At 47.7% G+C, this 14,988-nt stretch carries 23 protein-coding genes; 10 read left to right on the plus strand and 13 right to left on the minus strand.

Features of this window, described 5'->3' with window-relative positions:
- The first annotated feature begins 39 nt into the window (after positions 1-39).
- Complete coding sequence (locus tag G499_RS0113315) at positions 40-1,068, plus strand: M28 family peptidase (protein ID WP_035727378.1); 1,029 nt, start codon at positions 40-42, stop codon at positions 1,066-1,068.
- 12 nt (positions 1,069-1,080) lie between these two features.
- Positions 1,081-1,416: a hypothetical protein gene (locus G499_RS0113320; protein WP_154658447.1), complete on the plus strand. Its 336-nt coding sequence runs from the start codon at positions 1,081-1,083 to the stop codon at positions 1,414-1,416.
- Positions 1,417-1,717: 301 nt separating this feature from the next.
- Here G499_RS0113320 and G499_RS0113325 read toward each other — a convergent pair whose 3' ends face one another.
- The 3 genes from G499_RS0113325 to G499_RS0113335 all read right to left on the minus strand — a co-directional run bounded on the left by G499_RS0113325 (position 1,718) and on the right by G499_RS0113335 (position 3,837).
- Positions 1,718-2,158, minus strand: coding sequence for a glycosyltransferase (locus G499_RS0113325; protein WP_027000360.1), 441 nt, complete (start codon positions 2,156-2,158; stop codon positions 1,718-1,720).
- Positions 2,159-2,307: 149 nt separating this feature from the next.
- Positions 2,308-3,084 carry a sulfite exporter TauE/SafE family protein gene (locus G499_RS0113330; RefSeq protein ID WP_027000361.1) on the minus strand — a complete coding sequence of 259 codons (777 nt, stop codon included), beginning with the start codon at positions 3,082-3,084 and terminating at the stop codon, positions 2,308-2,310.
- Positions 3,085-3,129: 45 nt separating this feature from the next.
- Complete coding sequence (locus tag G499_RS0113335; RefSeq protein WP_154658448.1) at positions 3,130-3,837, minus strand: hypothetical protein; 708 nt, start codon at positions 3,835-3,837, stop codon at positions 3,130-3,132.
- Between the two features lie 316 nt (positions 3,838-4,153).
- On the opposite strand from G499_RS0113335, the gene G499_RS21240 reads away from it, so the two are divergent.
- Complete coding sequence (locus G499_RS21240) at positions 4,154-4,870, plus strand: TapB family protein (RefSeq protein ID WP_154658449.1); 717 nt, start codon at positions 4,154-4,156, stop codon at positions 4,868-4,870.
- Positions 4,871-4,934: 64 nt separating this feature from the next.
- Here the strand turns inward: G499_RS21240 and G499_RS0113345 are convergent, their stop codons facing one another.
- A complete protein-coding gene (locus tag G499_RS0113345) occupies positions 4,935-5,633 on the minus strand; it encodes an SDR family NAD(P)-dependent oxidoreductase (protein WP_027000363.1) in 699 nt (232 codons plus the stop codon).
- Positions 5,634-5,696: 63 nt separating this feature from the next.
- A complete protein-coding gene (locus G499_RS0113350) occupies positions 5,697-6,188 on the minus strand; it encodes a hypothetical protein (RefSeq protein WP_154658450.1) in 492 nt (163 codons plus the stop codon).
- Between the two features lie 54 nt (positions 6,189-6,242).
- Here G499_RS0113350 and G499_RS0113355 point away from each other — a divergent pair, with 54 nt between their 5' ends.
- Entirely contained in the window at positions 6,243-6,611 is a 369-nt protein-coding gene (locus G499_RS0113355) for a DoxX family protein (protein WP_027000365.1), read from the plus strand.
- Positions 6,601-6,789: a hypothetical protein gene (locus G499_RS21855; RefSeq protein ID WP_154658451.1), complete on the plus strand. Its 189-nt coding sequence runs from the start codon at positions 6,601-6,603 to the stop codon at positions 6,787-6,789. The genes G499_RS0113355 and G499_RS21855 overlap by 11 nt, the downstream gene beginning before the upstream one ends.
- Positions 6,790-6,822: 33 nt before the next feature.
- Here the strand turns inward: G499_RS21855 and G499_RS0113360 are convergent, their stop codons facing one another.
- Positions 6,823-7,116: a hypothetical protein gene (locus G499_RS0113360; protein WP_027000366.1), complete on the minus strand. Its 294-nt coding sequence runs from the start codon at positions 7,114-7,116 to the stop codon at positions 6,823-6,825.
- Between G499_RS0113360 and G499_RS0113365 the strand changes: the two genes are divergently transcribed.
- Positions 7,116-7,424, plus strand: coding sequence for a SpoIIE family protein phosphatase (locus tag G499_RS0113365; protein ID WP_027000367.1), 309 nt, complete (start codon positions 7,116-7,118; stop codon positions 7,422-7,424). The genes G499_RS0113360 and G499_RS0113365 overlap by 1 nt on opposite strands.
- Before the next feature lie 118 nt (positions 7,425-7,542).
- On the opposite strand, the gene G499_RS0113370 is transcribed toward G499_RS0113365, so the two are convergent.
- The 4 genes from G499_RS0113370 to rocD all read right to left on the minus strand — a co-directional run bounded on the left by G499_RS0113370 (position 7,543) and on the right by rocD (position 11,109).
- Entirely contained in the window at positions 7,543-8,076 is a 534-nt protein-coding gene (locus G499_RS0113370; RefSeq protein WP_027000368.1) for a 1,2-dihydroxy-3-keto-5-methylthiopentene dioxygenase, read from the minus strand.
- 334 nt (positions 8,077-8,410) lie between these two features.
- The gene (locus G499_RS20020; RefSeq protein WP_211231624.1) at positions 8,411-8,767 is read right to left on the minus strand and encodes a GxxExxY protein; all 357 of its coding nucleotides are present in this window, start codon (positions 8,765-8,767) and stop codon (positions 8,411-8,413) included.
- A gap of 223 nt (positions 8,768-8,990) precedes the next feature.
- A complete protein-coding gene (gene mtnB, locus G499_RS0113380; RefSeq protein ID WP_027000369.1) occupies positions 8,991-9,626 on the minus strand; it encodes a methylthioribulose 1-phosphate dehydratase in 636 nt (211 codons plus the stop codon).
- Positions 9,627-9,867: 241 nt separating this feature from the next.
- Positions 9,868-11,109 carry an ornithine--oxo-acid transaminase gene (gene rocD / locus G499_RS0113385; RefSeq protein WP_027000370.1) on the minus strand — a complete coding sequence of 414 codons (1,242 nt, stop codon included), beginning with the start codon at positions 11,107-11,109 and terminating at the stop codon, positions 9,868-9,870.
- A gap of 219 nt (positions 11,110-11,328) precedes the next feature.
- Here rocD and G499_RS22040 point away from each other — a divergent pair, with 219 nt between their 5' ends.
- The 4 genes from G499_RS22040 to recO all read left to right on the plus strand — a co-directional run bounded on the left by G499_RS22040 (position 11,329) and on the right by recO (position 13,163).
- Entirely contained in the window at positions 11,329-11,487 is a 159-nt protein-coding gene (locus G499_RS22040) for a C1orf53 family protein (protein WP_161627755.1), read from the plus strand.
- A gap of 138 nt (positions 11,488-11,625) precedes the next feature.
- Positions 11,626-11,871 carry a 50S ribosomal protein L28 gene (gene rpmB / locus G499_RS0113395; protein WP_027000371.1) on the plus strand — a complete coding sequence of 82 codons (246 nt, stop codon included), beginning with the start codon at positions 11,626-11,628 and terminating at the stop codon, positions 11,869-11,871.
- A 353-nt stretch (positions 11,872-12,224) separates the two neighbouring features.
- Positions 12,225-12,434, plus strand: coding sequence for a hypothetical protein (locus G499_RS0113400; RefSeq protein ID WP_154658452.1), 210 nt, complete (start codon positions 12,225-12,227; stop codon positions 12,432-12,434).
- 21 nt (positions 12,435-12,455) lie between these two features.
- Positions 12,456-13,163 (plus strand): DNA repair protein RecO, encoded by a 708-nt coding sequence (gene recO, locus G499_RS0113405; RefSeq protein ID WP_027000373.1) that lies wholly within the window; start codon positions 12,456-12,458, stop codon positions 13,161-13,163.
- 252 nt (positions 13,164-13,415) lie between these two features.
- Here the strand turns inward: recO and G499_RS0113415 are convergent, their stop codons facing one another.
- The 3 genes from G499_RS0113415 to G499_RS20025 all read right to left on the minus strand — a co-directional run bounded on the left by G499_RS0113415 (position 13,416) and on the right by G499_RS20025 (position 14,919).
- Positions 13,416-14,045, minus strand: a complete 630-nt coding sequence (locus tag G499_RS0113415) for an alpha/beta hydrolase (protein WP_027000374.1) — start codon at positions 14,043-14,045, stop codon at positions 13,416-13,418.
- Positions 14,046-14,073: 28 nt separating this feature from the next.
- Positions 14,074-14,223 carry a hypothetical protein gene (locus G499_RS21860; RefSeq protein WP_154658453.1) on the minus strand — a complete coding sequence of 50 codons (150 nt, stop codon included), beginning with the start codon at positions 14,221-14,223 and terminating at the stop codon, positions 14,074-14,076.
- A 105-nt stretch (positions 14,224-14,328) separates the two neighbouring features.
- Positions 14,329-14,919: a Crp/Fnr family transcriptional regulator gene (locus G499_RS20025; protein WP_051296246.1), complete on the minus strand. Its 591-nt coding sequence runs from the start codon at positions 14,917-14,919 to the stop codon at positions 14,329-14,331.
- Positions 14,920-14,988: the final 69 nt, after the last annotated feature.

Below are 14,988 nucleotides of genomic sequence, written 5' to 3' on the forward strand. Positions count from 1 at the left end.
TTTGCAGGCGATAGACCTGCTTACAAGAACACACCCCAAATGAAAAAACACCGCCTCTTTGTAGGTTTGTGCTTGGCGATGCTATGTTGCCTACAAGCCTGTAACAACTCTGAAAACACCCAGAATACTCAGAATACAAGCAGTACACCCCCACTGGTATTGCAACCTACACCTGATTTCAACGCCGACTCAGCCTACGCATTTATTGAGCGTCAGGTGGCTTTTGGCCCACGTGTACCTAATACAGCAGCCCACCGCCGCTGTGGAGAGTACTTAAGCCAAACCCTACGGGGCTATGGCTGGGAGGTGATGGAGCAATCGTTTGAGGCAAGAGCCTATGACAGCACCCTGCTCCAAGGGCGTAACATCATCGCAAGCTACAACCCACAAGCGGCCAAGCGTATTTTGTTGGCGGCTCACTGGGATACCCGTCACGTAGCCGACAAGGACAGTGTCCGCAAAAACGAGCCTTTTGATGGAGCCAATGACGGGGGAAGCGGCGTAGGAGTACTGCTCGAAATAGCCCGTATCCTCGGAACGGTAGATACCAGCCTTTCCAATGTAGGGGTTGATATTATCTTATTTGATTTGGAAGACTATGGCTACCCCGAAAACTATGAAGGCCAACAAACGATGGAGTCTTGGTGTTTGGGTTCGCAGTATTGGGCCAAAAACAAACATCGAGACAACTACTCGGCCTACTATGGTATTTTGTTGGATATGGTGGGTGCCAAGGGAGCCCGATTTTACCGTGAGGGGCACTCGATGCAGTTTGCCGCAGGCATTACCCAAAAAGTATGGGGTATAGCCGCTAGGTTGGGCTATAGTAGCGTTTTTGTCAATCAGCAAAGCCCTGGAATTATGGACGATCATTACTATGTCAACAAAATCGCCAAAATTCCGATGATAGACATCGTAGAGTTTAACCCCGAAGATGGCCGCTCTTATTTTGGGCACTATCACCATACACACGCCGACAATATGTCTATCATTGATACAGCCACACTGAAGGCTGTAGGGCAAACAGTATTGCAGGTGATTTTTAACGAAGCCGCCCCGGCTAGTTGATGGTTTTGCTTTATGATAAGATATATCACTATCATTTTTTGTGTCTTGGGAGGCATCAGCCTCGGAGGGTGCTCCCCAAGTTTGGAACAACAGTTTGAGGGGCGTTGGGTGTATTTGTCGCCCCAAGGCTCACACTTAAACCTTGTTTTTTATACTGATGGCACTGCGCGCCGGCAGAGTGTCAAGTCGGTAGAATCGCTGTTTTACCGTTTTGACGATGGGCGTGTCATCAAGATTTACAACAGCGCGCAAGTGGGGGATGTATTTCGGTTTGAGTTTCGGGGCGATACACTCATTCTCACAGAGGCCAGCAACGGACAGTATCAAGAAGTTTTGGTGAGGAAGTAGGAGAGGTATCTAGCCCCATCTGATACCCAAGAGCATAACGACGAATGAAGTAACCCTAAGCGAGAATAAATATAAGGTATAGCTTCCGTAATGTCCTACGATTACCAAGGGAATATTGAGCAAGGCCAAGGAAATTACACCAAGAAAAATCCTTGGGAATCAATAAAACCAAATCCATTCCGGGGATTAGCATCCGTTTTTGGTCTTTTCCTAAATTTGGTGCAAATCCTCAGTGATAGGTTGGCAAATCTATCACTAAGGAGGTTTTTGAGGACTTGAGCGCCAAAATCACGGAAGAACCCTATTTTTTCTTCTTTGGTGCTTTATAAGGCACATATACGAATATTTGGTTGCCGTCACGGTCATCGAGTTCGAGCATCAGTTGTTTTTTATTGAGACTCAGAATAGCATACACCTGCTTGGCATTTTCTTCAGACGAATGGATGACGAGCTGGGTCTCGTCTGTATTAAACGCCCAAGAATTGCGTTGCATCACCTTGCCGGCAGGGGTACGGATATAGCAGGTACCATTGGCGGCAAACTCTAGAAGGTTGCTCGTTCCGGCACGGGAGCTGACAATATCACTGTCATAGACTTTATTTTCGAGCTTGAGTTGGTTGAGTTGCCATAGTGTACTAGTCAGCAATTCGCGTTTGTTGCTATTGGTTTGGGCCTGGCTCATCAATAAGCCAAGGGCAAAACACCATACAAGAAGCAGGGGTATCTTGGGAGTAAATTTCATAAACAGTCAGATGGGTTTGGAGCTTAAATTTGTACAATAGCCCAAGGCAAGAAGCAGCCATTTTAGGGCAAGCAGCTATGTGTATGTGCTATATTTCTATCCAAATGAACGCAAAAGCCAAGCCATTCGGTACGCAGGACACCTTGTTTTTAGCTAAAGACACGCCACTCACGCCAAAGGATGTATAGCGCCATCAAAATAATAAAAACACCGAACATACGCCGCAAGGCCTTGGCCGGAAGCTGCCGTGCGATTTGCCCGCCCAACAATACGCCCACAATCATCGCTGTTGTGAAGGACAACAGAAAAGGCCAGTCAAGATGATAACGCCATAGGTCGCCTAGTAGGCCTGTGAGGGCATTGATACCAATGATAAAGAGCGAAGTCCCCACAGCTTGTTGTACGGGCAGGGCTGCAATCCCCATCAGCATAGGTACTATCAAAAAGCCCCCACCGGCTCCCACCATCCCTGTAAGCCAGCCAAGCCCTAAGCCCCCCATTGCCAAGCGCCAAGGTTTGGAGGCTGGCGCTGGAGTATCTTCGGGGCGAAACATCCAGTAAGCAGCATAAAACATCAATCCAGCAAAGAGGGTCATCAGTAGGCCACCCCGCGAGAGATTCAAAGCCCCAAAGTGAAGGCGCTCAGGCAAGGCCGGCAACAAGTAGTTGCGGGTGAACACAACTGAGAAAATCGAGGGAATGGCTACCCAATATCCTTGTCTTAGGCGGACAAGGTGCTTGCGGGCATAGTCAAAAACTCCGACCCAAGCCGACACCCCGACCACAAAAAGTGAATAGGCCGTAGCCAAAATAGGTGTTACCTGAAAAACATATACAAATAAGGGGATGGTAAGGATAGAACCGCCGCCGCCCAACAACCCCATCACAAGGCCGGTTAATAATGCTATTAAAAATGTGGTAAACAATGTTTTGACGTAAGATATAGAGAGTATGAGGCCCTGTTTTGCCGTTTAATCAATGAGTAGCACTTGGCTCTTCCGAACAAAAGCCGTTTTGCCATTCCAGCGGGTTTCGAGCCAGATATCTTGCTCTCCTGCAACCTCTACCCGATAGCCACGGCGGAGCATCTGCAACAAATCGGCTCCGGCAGAAGGCGCGCTCATCAGACAGGCGTTTTCTTGGGTGATGATGGCTTTTCGAGGGGGGGGGATGAGGTTGTTGAGCGTGATAAGTAATATCAGTAGGCTCATCAACAAGCTGGTGTAATACCAAGGTACACGACGGCGGTATTGATTACGGCGGATGACTACCATCAACACCAAGACATAGAGCGCGATGAGCAACAAGGAAAACAAAAAATGATGACGGTGTAAGAAAACCTGTAAAAACTCCCAATCGGACTGTCGGTAGCCCTCTAACTTATACTCTGCGGCCATTTCTTGGATTTTGGCCAAGGCTTTGTCATCGGGCGATAGGTGATAATAGGTATGAAGATAATACAAAGCAGAGACATAATTTTGTTGTTGCTCACAGATGTAGGCCATTTTGAGCAGCATACTAGGTGATACTTTTTGCGACTGCTCGTGTAGAGATTTGTATTTCTCTAAGGCTTGCGAGTATTGCTTGTTTAAAAAAAGCGCATCTGCCTCTTGCAATAGCCGTTGGTCTTGGGCCTGCAAAGCTCCCCCTATGCTGTAGCATAAGCCCAGAAGTATCATCCAAAAATATTTTTTTGCGAGCAAAGCTTGCATATATGCACGGGGAATATTTATATTTGCCCTGCAATTAAGCAAAAAGGTAACAAATAAACAAATGTTTCTCCTTGGGGCTTCCCTTAGGTTGAATCTTCTCCTTCCCTTATCAAGCAACTTCTTGTAATGTGGACAGCCTGTGAAGCAATGACTTCCAGCAACTCTGCCTCATTACTTGAAGTTGTTTTTTTATGGGATAATGTGCTGGTAGCACGAATTTTATGAAACATTGAACGGGTGATTTTACCCGTTTAAATGATTTATCAAACCTTTTGTCGAAACTATGTTACCACCACCAATTTTCAAATCCTTATCATCTATTGTATGTTTGCTAAGCCTGTTGGTCTTGGTTGTCCCGGCCTCGGGGCAGAACTGTGAGGGCTACTTTCCTTTTCAAGATGGCCGTGAGATTGAGTATGAGTCTTTTGACCGCAAAAACAAGTCTAGTGGTGTTACACAATACCAAGTACGCAAAAGCGACAAGCCCAATGCGATGCAAGTAAAGGCGACTATGACCGACTCCAAGGGCAAAGAAACTACTTCGATGGACTATGAGGTCTTTTGTGAGGGCGATGCTATGCGGATTTCGATGGATGCCTTTATGCCCAGTGAGGTGATGGCCGCCAACAGCAGCTATGAGATGCAGGTCAGCGAGTCATTTTTGGATATGCCTAACAACCTCCAAGTAGGGCAGAGCCTCCCTGAGGCCACGATGACTGTAGAAAGCTTTATGAGTGGCACCAAAGTCAATACCATTACCATCAGGCTCTATAACCGCAAAGTTGTGGGGCAAGAGAAAATCACAGTACCGGCAGGCACGTTTGACTGTTTCAAAATCACCTATGATTTTGAGTTCAACACCAAAACAATGGTGGGTATCTCAATCAAAGGCGAGCTACAAGAAACCCAGTGGGTCAGCAAACCTGTAGGAATGGTGCGCTCCGAAACTATCAGAAAGGGAAAGCTTTTTGGCAGTACTGTCCTCAGGGCAGTAAAGTAGTAGTTTAGGCTATGAACACGCCACCCCTCTAAGATTTGCTACCCTTGAGGGGTGGAGTATTTTGTCAGGGCTTCAGGGTAGACATTCCGCCATCTATGCCCATCACCTGTCCCGTAATCCAAGTCGATTTATCAGAGAGGAGAAAGAGGGCCGCGTCGGCCAGCTCCTGGGTAGAGCCTACACGGCCTAGGGGGTGTCTTTTGCCAGCGGCTTCGCGTTTGTCATCGCTGCTGAGCAACTTGGCAGCCAGTGGGGTATCGGTCAGAGAGGGGGCTATCACATTGACCCGAATCTGCTGCACAGCCCATTCGGCAGCCAGCGATCGCGCCAAGCCTTCTACTCCTGCTTTGGCGCTGGCGATAGAGGCATGAAAGGGCATCCCTGTGGTGGCGGCTACGGTGCTGAAGAGCACCACGCTGCTGCCCTTGGAGGCTTTGAGGGGCTTGAGCAACTGCTGGAGCAGGTTGGCCGCTCCCCATACATTGACCCTGAAGTCGTAGAGCCACTCTTCTTCTGTAAAGCGGTGAAAAGGTTTGAGGTTAATCGTACCCGGCGCATACACCACCCCGTGCAGCTCTGTGGGCAAGGCCGAGAGCAGTGCTTCGGGAATAGGCGTGGTTACGTCCCAAGGTGTATGGTGAGTGGGTAGGTCTGGTTGGTTGCGAGAGGCAGTCCATACTTGATGGCCTTCGGCCAAGAGCTGCCGGGCAATATCATAACCAATACCTGAAGAAGCGCCGACTACTAAAAAATGCTTTGACATAGCGTTATCTCAATTTTGATTTGGTTGATACAACCCATCTGTCAAGCACTTTGTTAGGAGATGTTAGGCCTTTGTTTCAGTTAGGGCTTTCTTAGCTTCTTCTGCATTTTTGTAAAACTTGATACCCAAGTCCAAACCCATCGTCTGAATAGAGGTAACGAGCAACTTGATGGTAGTGCCTTCTATAAAACTGTCGCTATTAATCACTCCGATTTGGAGCTTGCCCTCAATGCTTTTGTATAACTCTGGTAAGTAGCTCGTAACCAGCCAAGTACGCCCCAAAAGCGGGGTAGATTTCACCTTCTTGATATCGATGATGACCGTACTAATTTTGCTAGATTGTTTTACATCTTCAAGAATGGCGTTGAAGCCTCCCTTGAAATCGTCTACATTGACGTGTCCTTCCGAATAGATGAGGTAGTATTGGCCTTCGCGGTCGACAGAAGTTACAGAAGTTTGTTTAGTGTTTTGAAAAATCACGTCCATAAGCGTATCGGTTTGTTTGGAGTAGATAAGTAAGATAAGGCGCAAGCGCTCTCGGGCGAATTGCTTCACCCAAAGTACACATTTTTTGTGTATTTTTTGTACTATTGTCAAAAAACTAACACTATGAGCTTTTTAGCCACTCCTTTTTCGCTTTACCTGACGGTAGTGCTCTACCTAGTTGCAGGGATTAATCATTTTATCAACCCTCGGTTTTATGAGCGGATGATGCCCTCGTTTTTGCCCGCTCCGGTGTTGCTCCACAAGCTGGCCGGCGTAGTGGAGATTGTGCTTGCAGTAGCGTTGCTGATTCCGGCTTGGCGTTTGTGGGCTGTTTGGGGCTTGGTAGCGTTGTTGGTATCTTTTTTCTTGGTGCATATCCCGCACCTCATCCGGCCACCTATCAAAAAAGTACCTTACTGGATATATTTGGTGCGTGTCCCTATCCAGTTTTTCCTTATTTATTGGGCTTGGTCCTTACAGTATGTATCTTGATGCGAGCAGGGGCATTTCTGGTTGGGTATTGGTCAATGAGGCGTTTGTCGACCAATGGCTCAGGCAAGGTTCGCAAGGCAGGTATAATTATACCTACTTTGCGTTTAAACCTGCTCCGAATCCACACAGCTCAGAAATGGCTGTTGGTGTGGAGATGAATCGTAGCCTGAGCGCCTAAATCACAGAAAGTCCGAGATATTTAGCAGCAGGCTTAGGCATTTATATTTTGGTAAGCCTCCAATGCCTGAATAAAGTCTTTTAGGTGCTCTATCTCTACGTGTTCCATCAAGACAATCTTATACCATTCATTGTCATCGTGATGTTTTTGAGGGACAAGGTTGTATTTGGTGGCGATTTCTGGGGGGATAAAAGCCGCCTGAATGGTAACGACATTCATATCAGATTGCCTGAAATATACGATATTGAGCTTATCCAAGGCCTCACAGAGCCATTTGGTACGTAGTTTCAGGATATTTATTTTCTCATACCACTTTTGTCGGGGCAATGCGCCCACGCTACTTGGCGCAAGAAGGGCAAATTCAGAAAATAGCCGGCACCAGACACGCCATCGGAGGATTCCAAAAAAATACCGAATGGATTTTTGAAAAACACAGCTTCGACCTCAGCCAAGGAGCCGTGTGCTACCTTTTCTCTGACGGCTACGAAGACCAAATCGGGGGAGACACACAGAAAAAGTGTATGACCGCCCGCTTTAGAGCGCACCTCCAAGAGGTTCACCACCTTCCTTGCCAAACCCAAAAACAACAACTCGAAGACACCTCAAAGAATGACAGGGAGGCCTCTCCCAAGTAGATGATATCTTGGTGATGGGCTTTAAGGTATTGGGCAAGGCGAGTACCACCACACAAAAACAAACCCTCTCTAGCGAAACAGCCTGAGAGGGTAGGGGAAGATCGTTTGGAGCAAGGGCTTAGGCAGGGTTATAACGTGTATCTACCCCAGACTCCGTGTAGTGAGGAACCCAACCCGATTGGTCTATAAAGATACGAATGGCTTTCACGTTGGGGTTGGTTACTCCGGCATCAAACCAATGCTTGGTATGCGCGGGCACTGAAATCAAGTCGCCCGCCTCACACAAAACATTGAAGACAGGGTCTTGCCCATTGTCCAAGTTGAACCAAAACAAGCCGCTTCCTTCTACAAAAAAGCGCACCTCATCTTCGGTATGGGTGTGCTCGTGTAAAAACTTCTCGCGGAGGGCTGTGTAGTTGGGCGTGTGTGCGTTGATGTTGAGCACGTCAGCAGTTTGGTATCCCCCTTTTTCCATCAAAGGCTTCAGCGCGTGGGCATAGGCGTTGAGAATGGTTTCTTGATCAGCCTCGGGGCTAAACTGTACCGCAGCCTCCCATTGGTCAAAAAAGACCCCACGGGCATTCAGAAAAGCACGAATTTCGGCTACATCGCGGATACTTTTGTTTTGGTCGGGTATGTTGAGTACGGCCATAGTGATGAATACAGATTAGTGATGCGAATTGATTCTATGTAATGTGTGGTATTGAGTAGGAAGCGCCCAATTTTCGCCACGGATGCACGGATGTTTTGTACTGATTTGTGTATTAGTGGCTGATTTCATAACCAAAACTCCTTCTCCAGCCATAAAGTTCGGCAACAAGGGGCACATTGATAATAGGCATCTTTGATTTTTGGGGACAGTGTGTGTATTTCAAGCCCTCTGTTTATCAGCACAAGTTTAACCGCAAAGCTCTATACATCAAGTGTTATACAAAGTCTGATAAATCAACACCACGTTAGAAAATATCTATTGGTACAAACAAACGCTAAAGTTTATTGACAACCCTTTTGATACCATTACGGAGTAATGACACATTGAAATTAATCAATAAACCTAGTTTATAGCCACCTAGCTTCATATAAGTCAACGTTTGAGCAAGATGAATATCATTTAAAGTCTTCACACTTTTTATCTCAATGATTAACTTATTTTCTATTAACAAGTCAATTCTGTAACCATATGCTAACTTAACATCTTCAAAGACAAGAGGCATCGATTTTTCTTTTTCTACAAGTAAACCTGACTTGGTAATTTTATAAAACAGACATTCTTGATAAGCGCTTTCTAACAGCCCGGAACCTAATCCTGAATGAACTTCGATGGCTAATCCAATTACTTTTATTTGCTATTTCATTTTCAGTCATCTTTTTGTCCTCAAAATAGAAAGCGATTTCTAGTTAAGAAGAGGGGTTGTAATTACAATAAATAAGTTAAGTGATATCGTAATGAAATGCAACTATAAGCATTATATTTTGTGCGAACTTGTAGCTAAGCCAACTCTGCGTCCTTTGCGGTTAAGGTTGTTCTGTGTCCTTGTCAGCAATCCTGTCACGAAGAGATGAAGCCTAAGTGGTCTCCCAAGGTCTTAGTTGCAGCACGCATTCCATCAAAAACTCCAGCACCTCTATCTTGCGCTTAGCCTCCTCCAGTGTGCGTCCCCAGGTGTAGAGGCCGTGGCCGGCAAGGAGGTATCCCTGCGTTTGCGGATTTTGCGCCATATACTTACGCACCTCGGCGCTCAGTGGCTCCATCTCCTGCGCATTGGCAAAAATGGGCAGCCACACACTAGTGTCGTGCGTTTGGATATTGTCCAAGCCCTTGAGCATCTCAAAGCCCTCCAATACCAACCCCCCTTGGGCGGCATAAATGCGCGAGAGCACTGTCCCCGCCACCGAATGCGTGTGCAACACCGCCCCAATGTTTGGGTTTTCGTACAGCTGCGTATGCAGCAAAGTCTCCGCCGACGACCGAAGCCCCTCATATCCTGGCAGAGGCTTGGCCTGCGCATCAATTTCCATCAGGTGGTGGAGGCCAAACTTCGACTTATCCACCCCTGATACCGAAATCGTGAAGGTATCCTCTTGTGGTGTGGGGTTGCGAAACGAATAATTGGTGCTCGTGGCCATCGACCAGCCACGGTCATTAAAAATACGGATAATTTCCAGCAGGGTATCTACCTGCGCAATACGGGTCATATGCATAACAGTCTCAAACAATGCGGGTTCAGTAACCCCTATTTGGGTAAGCAGTTTTTTGAATCAAAGCCAAATTAGAAAATGTTCGGAGGTACGGAAATCCAGTAAATCCTGGTCCTCTTTTTGGGGCTTGCCCTGCGAGCCGTGCCATCACCTGTAGTCCCTGTGGCTCAGGGCTGTGAAGCACAGCCCTGAGCCACAGGGAGCTACTTGGCTCTGTCCCTAAGCCGCTTACGCACGAGCCGGGCTAGCGCACAAACGCCAGCACAGTCTGCTCAATGATGTCGGAGCACTCCAGCAGTTGGGCTTTCGTCATCACCAGTGGCGGAGCAAAGCGGATGATATTGCCGTGGGTAGGCTTGGCCAGCAGGCCATTGTCTTTCAGCGCCAAGCACAAGCGCCAAGCCGTATCACTCGTCGCGCTGTCATTGATGACAATTGCATTGAGCAGCCCCTTGCCGCGCACCAGCGTAATCAAGTCCGACTTGGCGATGAGCGCCTGCATTCGCTCACGGAACAACTCCCCGAGCTGATAGGCATTGTCGGCCAAATTCTCCTCTTTCAGCACCTCTAGTGCGGCTATGGCCACCTTACAGGCCAGCGGATTACCCCCATAGGTAGAGCCGTGCTCTCCGGGTTTGATGGTGAGCATAATCTCGTCGCGAGCCAACACAGCCGACACCGGAAAAACCCCGCCCGAAAGCGCCTTGCCCAAAATCAGTATATCGGGTTGAAACCCTTCGTAGTCGCAGGCCAGCATCTTGCCGGTGCGTGCCAGTCCGGTTTGCACTTCGTCGGCAATGAAAAGCACATTTTTCGCCTTGCACATTTCATAAGCCTGACGTAGATAGCCTTTGTCGGGCACTACCACGCCGGCCTCTCCTTGGATAGGCTCTACCATAAAGCCGGCCACATTGGGGTCTTCAAGCGCCTTGGCCAGGGCCTCTAGGTCGTTGTAGGGAATGATTTCGTAACCCGGCATATAAGGCCCAAAGTCATTGCGCGCTACTGGGTCGGTAGACGAAGAGACCGCCGCCAAGGTGCGTCCCCAGAAGTTGTTTTGGGCAAACAAGATTTTGGCCTGATTGCTCGGCACACCCTTGACCTTATACGCCCATTTGCGGCAGAGCTTGTTGGCTGTTTCGCCACCTTCTACGCCCGTATTCATCGGCAACACGCGATCGTAACCAAAATATTGGGTAATATAGCGCTCATATTCGCCCAACACATCGTTATAAAAGGCACGAGAAGTGAGGGTCAGCTTTTGGGCTTGCTCACAAAGCGCCTGAATGATTTTGGGGTGGCAGTGCCCCTGATTGACCGCACTGTAGGCCGAGAGAAAATCAAAATAACGTTTCCCTTCTACATCCCACAGATACACCCCTTCGCCACGGCTCAAGACGACCGGCAGCGGGTGGTAGTTGTGTGCGCCATATTGGTTTTCTAAATCGATGGCGTCTTGACTTGAGGAAATGCTTGTTTTTGTCATAGGAGCAAGTGTTACATAGTGTGTCTGAATATGAGTACAAACCAAAATAGGAGGGAAAAAGGAGCGATACCTTGTGGTGGCCTTTGTGCAAAGATACACAATGAGGCTAAGATTGAATAAAAAACCCCATGTTTTCCTACTTTCCTTTGGGCAGAGGCTTGCAGCTTGGTATTTTTTTTGCCTAATTTGAGCCAAGCACCACACCTACCCAAGTCAAGAATGCCACACACTGAAAAACAACCCCTCACTGCCGAAGACTATTACTACGACCCACGGGGTTTTAAGGTTTTCACCGAGCAATACCTCCTCAAACGAGGTCATTGCTGCAAAAATAACTGCCGCCACTGCCCCTACAGCATCCGGCATAAGAAGGGCTGAGCAGAGGCCAAATACCAGAGCACAAAAGATTTTGCCTGAACAATTGCGATTTTACACTAGAATACCTACATTTGCAATCCGTTTTTAGAAACAGGCCGGAATCATTCCTTTTGAGCACTTATAAAAATATTTACCACAATGGCTAGAGTTTGTCAAATTACCGGAAAGAAGACACAAGTAGGTAACAACGTGTCTCACGCCAACAACAAAACAAAGCGCAAGTTTTACCCCAACTTGCAAAAGAAGCGCTTCTTCGTAGAAAGCACTGGTGAGTGGATTACTTTGAAAGTTTCTTCACACGGTATCCGCATCATCAACAAAATCGGTGTTGAAGCCGCTATCAAAAAAGCACGCGCAAAGTCGCTTACAGACGTACAAATCTAACAATGCTTGTACGCTTAAGCCTTCTCAAGAGTCTTGCTTCCTAAATAGGAGGCAAGATTTTTTTTTGCACTTGAGGGAATCCATCATTTTTTGACCAAAACCAGCTTTGGGTTTGTGAATGCCCGGCATGAGTTGATTAAGCCCCAATTGACACACAAAAACAGGAGCAGACTAGAGCCGTATTTTGATTGATGTGGCAACATTTATACAAACCTTGGCGTTATTAGTCTACCAAAACAACCCATTTGTAGAATAAACTAAAGCAAGGTTTATTTTGGCATAAAGCTTGGTAAGGTCTAAGAAAAATAATATTTTTGCTCAAATTACCAAACCACTACAAACCAAACAAGCTTTTGACCAAAGCCTTGATTATCAAACCTGAAAGTACACCAAACACTATGAAAACGACCTTTCAACCTTCAGCTAATCAATCTTCAAAAAGCATAGAACAGCAAGTTTCCTCTATCCGTGCAAAAAGCATCCGGCTCAAGGCAGCCATGCAACGATTGGATGAAGCCTTGGCGCAAATGGAGCGAGAAACGGGGCACAATAAAAAACGCTAACTTCAAAAATAGGGGACACAGGTGCTTGTCAAAACATCAGGGGTGGTCATCCACTATCTCAAATACAGCGAAACTTCGATTATCACCAAAGTATATACCGAAGAGCTTGGGCTACAAACTTACCTCGTCAGTGGGGTGCGTAGCGCCAAAAACCGCAACAAAATCGCGCTCTATCAGCCGCTAAGCCTTCTGGATATGGTCGTATACTACCAAAAAGATGTGCAGCGCATTTACCGTATTTCAGAAGTTAAACCCGCTCCTGCGCTCCGCCAAATTCCTTTTGACCCCAACAAAACCGCTGTAGCGCTTTTCCTCTCCGAAGCCCTCTACCGTATTCTGAAAGAAGATACTCCACAGCCGGAGCTGTATGCCTATCTCAAGCAACATATCCTCTGGCTCGACAACGCCACGGAGGGGCTAGGGCTTTTCCATAGTTATTTCTTATTGCATCTTGCTACTTTTCTAGGCTTCGGCATCAGCCAAGGCTCAGAGCTATTGGCACAAGTACAGGCCTACAACCCTAGTCTGATAGGGCCTACAGAGCAGGCAGCGGTGGCAGACTTGCTGGATGCCTTGTTATTGGCTTCACAACCCCCAAGCAGCCACCCGGCTGCGCCGCTCATCAAACACAAAACGGTAGATGCACTGCTTGATTTTTACCGCCTGCATATCGACAATATGCCCGCACTCAAGTCCTTGGCCGTGTTGCGAGAGGTGATGCGTTCTTAGAGTTTGTCTACATTTTCAGCGCGGCGCTCAAAACAAGCTGATTTTTGTGCTGATACTGGACAAAAAGCGCAGGCCTTGTGTTGAGCCTACGATTTTAATCGGGTGAGGGCTACGACGAGCATTTTTAACGAATTAGCAGCTAAAAAGCAGTGGTTTGGTGTCGATGAAAATCATTTTAGGCAAGCTCTTAGTGAGTACCGATGATGGTTTTAGCTACAAGTACACAGGTTTGATATTGATTCTTGTAGCTTTTTAGGACAGCCAATGCCGCACAGCAGCCAACTCCTCCTCACAGACTTCGTGTGGGCGGTTGGCGTAGATATGGCAAGAGACTTGGCCTTGCATTTGTTCAAAAACAGCGGCAGTCTCTCGGACGCGGGCTGGGGGAACCCACTCATCTACTTCGCTACTCGACAAAAATATGGGTGTTTGAGACAAACTCCCCGTAGGCGGCCAAACACTGCCAGCCTCGCCCGGCAAGCCCCCCGTAAAGCAGCAAACGGCCTTGTAGTGCGTAGGATTGCGGTATATAAAGTCGGCCAGTAGACAAGCGCCCTGTGAAAAGCCTACCAAGACCACCTGTGAGGGGGCGAGGCCTAGCGCCGTAAAACGCTCGATACTGGTGGCGACGGCCTCGTGGGCGTGGTCGAGCCAAGGTTGGTTGTCGGCCAGCGGCATCATAAACTTTTGCGGATACCACGTTTGTTCGTGTGCAGCGGGGGCTACAATAGGGAAATCAGCCCAGCCCAAGTATCCGAGTAGGTCTAACATAAAGGCCGGCGACTGCCCGCGCCCGTGTATGGCTACAATCCCGAAGCCATACTGCCCCACGCGACCAAGATTGGCAGCGTGGGCAGGAAGGTCTAGATGAGGGTTGGTCATGAGATATAGTCGGGCACGGTGATAGGCTCTAGCGGAGCGATGATTTCGTCACGGCGGTGCTCAAACATCGGAGGGAGCAAGAGCTGGTGGCCGAGGTAACGAAGTCGATGTCTTCTTGTGCGCCACCCACACAGACAGTGAGGTGGTGTAGGCCAGTGATGTATTCAGATGGGTTCATAGAATGATAGATGTTGTGGGTTTTTGAATATACTTTTTCCCATAACAAGTATCACTATTACTTGTTCTTCCCAAACCTTGTAGAAGGCGGTATTCTTAAACTAGTTCAATCTTTTTGGCGATAAAATCGGGCCTTCATCTTGCTCAGAAACTCGGGAGTGATGCCCAGATACGAGGCGACATACTTTTGTGGAACCAGCTGCTCTAGCTTGGGGAAGGTGCTGACGAAGGCCTCATAGCGCTGCTCGGCACTGAAGGAAATATTGCGGATGATGCGCTTCTGATGGTTGATGAGTGATTTTTGGAACAGCAACCTGAAGTAGCGCTCAAATCCGGGAGCGGCAGAAACGAGGGTCTCAAATCGGGCTTGGTCGAAGCTGTAGACTTCTGTCGGGCTGATGGCCTTGATGCCATAATAGGAGAGGGTATTGTCTTGCATGCTCTGTAGGTCGCCGGTCCACCACATCGCCACCCCAAACTGAATGACGTGCTTGAAGCCAGCCTCGTCTTCGTGGTAGGTCATCAGGCAACCCCGCTTGATGAACATAAAGGGGCTGATATCCTCTCCTTGCCTCAGTACAAGGGCGTTTTTTTTGAACTTACGCAACAGGCCAAGTTCAAAAAATAGCGCCATCTCCTCAGTACTGATTGGGCTCAAATGGCTAATATTGGCTTGGATGTTGGTGAGGTCAGTCATAGAGCGCTAGTTGATTTGTATTTTTTATTATGATAATAATATCAATGGTATCGTGTGTAATTATGGCGA

The organism is Eisenibacter elegans DSM 3317 (assembly GCF_000430505.1).
GTDB lineage: Bacteria > Bacteroidota > Bacteroidia > Cytophagales > Microscillaceae > Eisenibacter > Eisenibacter elegans.

What these genes read in the sequence shown, in the direction of transcription:
- G499_RS0113335 (WP_154658448.1), bottom strand. Translation starts at nt 3,837, where the DNA reads ATGATACTTCTGGGCTTATGCTACAGCATAGGGGGAGCTTTGCAGGCC.
- G499_RS0113315 (WP_035727378.1), top strand. Translation starts at nt 40, where the DNA reads ATGAAAAAACACCGCCTCTTTGTAGGTTTGTGCTTGGCGATGCTATGT.
- G499_RS0113325 (WP_027000360.1), bottom strand. Translation starts at nt 2,158, where the DNA reads ATGAAATTTACTCCCAAGATACCCCTGCTTCTTGTATGGTGTTTTGCC.
- G499_RS21860 (WP_154658453.1), bottom strand. Translation starts at nt 14,223, where the DNA reads ATGAACCCATCTGAATACATCACTGGCCTACACCACCTCACTGTCTGT.
- G499_RS0113365 (WP_027000367.1), top strand. Translation starts at nt 7,116, where the DNA reads ATGCGCCCACGCTACTTGGCGCAAGAAGGGCAAATTCAGAAAATAGCC.
- G499_RS22040 (WP_161627755.1), top strand. Translation starts at nt 11,329, where the DNA reads ATGCCACACACTGAAAAACAACCCCTCACTGCCGAAGACTATTACTAC.
- rpmB (WP_027000371.1), top strand. Translation starts at nt 11,626, where the DNA reads ATGGCTAGAGTTTGTCAAATTACCGGAAAGAAGACACAAGTAGGTAAC.
- G499_RS21240 (WP_154658449.1), top strand. Translation starts at nt 4,154, where the DNA reads ATGTTACCACCACCAATTTTCAAATCCTTATCATCTATTGTATGTTTG.
- G499_RS0113415 (WP_027000374.1), bottom strand. Translation starts at nt 14,045, where the DNA reads ATGACCAACCCTCATCTAGACCTTCCTGCCCACGCTGCCAATCTTGGT.
- mtnB (WP_027000369.1), bottom strand. Translation starts at nt 9,626, where the DNA reads ATGCATATGACCCGTATTGCGCAGGTAGATACCCTGCTGGAAATTATC.
- G499_RS20025 (WP_051296246.1), bottom strand. Translation starts at nt 14,919, where the DNA reads ATGACTGACCTCACCAACATCCAAGCCAATATTAGCCATTTGAGCCCA.
- rocD (WP_027000370.1), bottom strand. Translation starts at nt 11,109, where the DNA reads ATGACAAAAACAAGCATTTCCTCAAGTCAAGACGCCATCGATTTAGAA.
- G499_RS21855 (WP_154658451.1), top strand. Translation starts at nt 6,601, where the DNA reads ATGTATCTTGATGCGAGCAGGGGCATTTCTGGTTGGGTATTGGTCAAT.
- G499_RS0113345 (WP_027000363.1), bottom strand. Translation starts at nt 5,633, where the DNA reads ATGTCAAAGCATTTTTTAGTAGTCGGCGCTTCTTCAGGTATTGGTTAT.
- G499_RS0113355 (WP_027000365.1), top strand. Translation starts at nt 6,243, where the DNA reads ATGAGCTTTTTAGCCACTCCTTTTTCGCTTTACCTGACGGTAGTGCTC.
- G499_RS0113370 (WP_027000368.1), bottom strand. Translation starts at nt 8,076, where the DNA reads ATGGCCGTACTCAACATACCCGACCAAAACAAAAGTATCCGCGATGTA.
- G499_RS0113320 (WP_154658447.1), top strand. Translation starts at nt 1,081, where the DNA reads ATGATAAGATATATCACTATCATTTTTTGTGTCTTGGGAGGCATCAGC.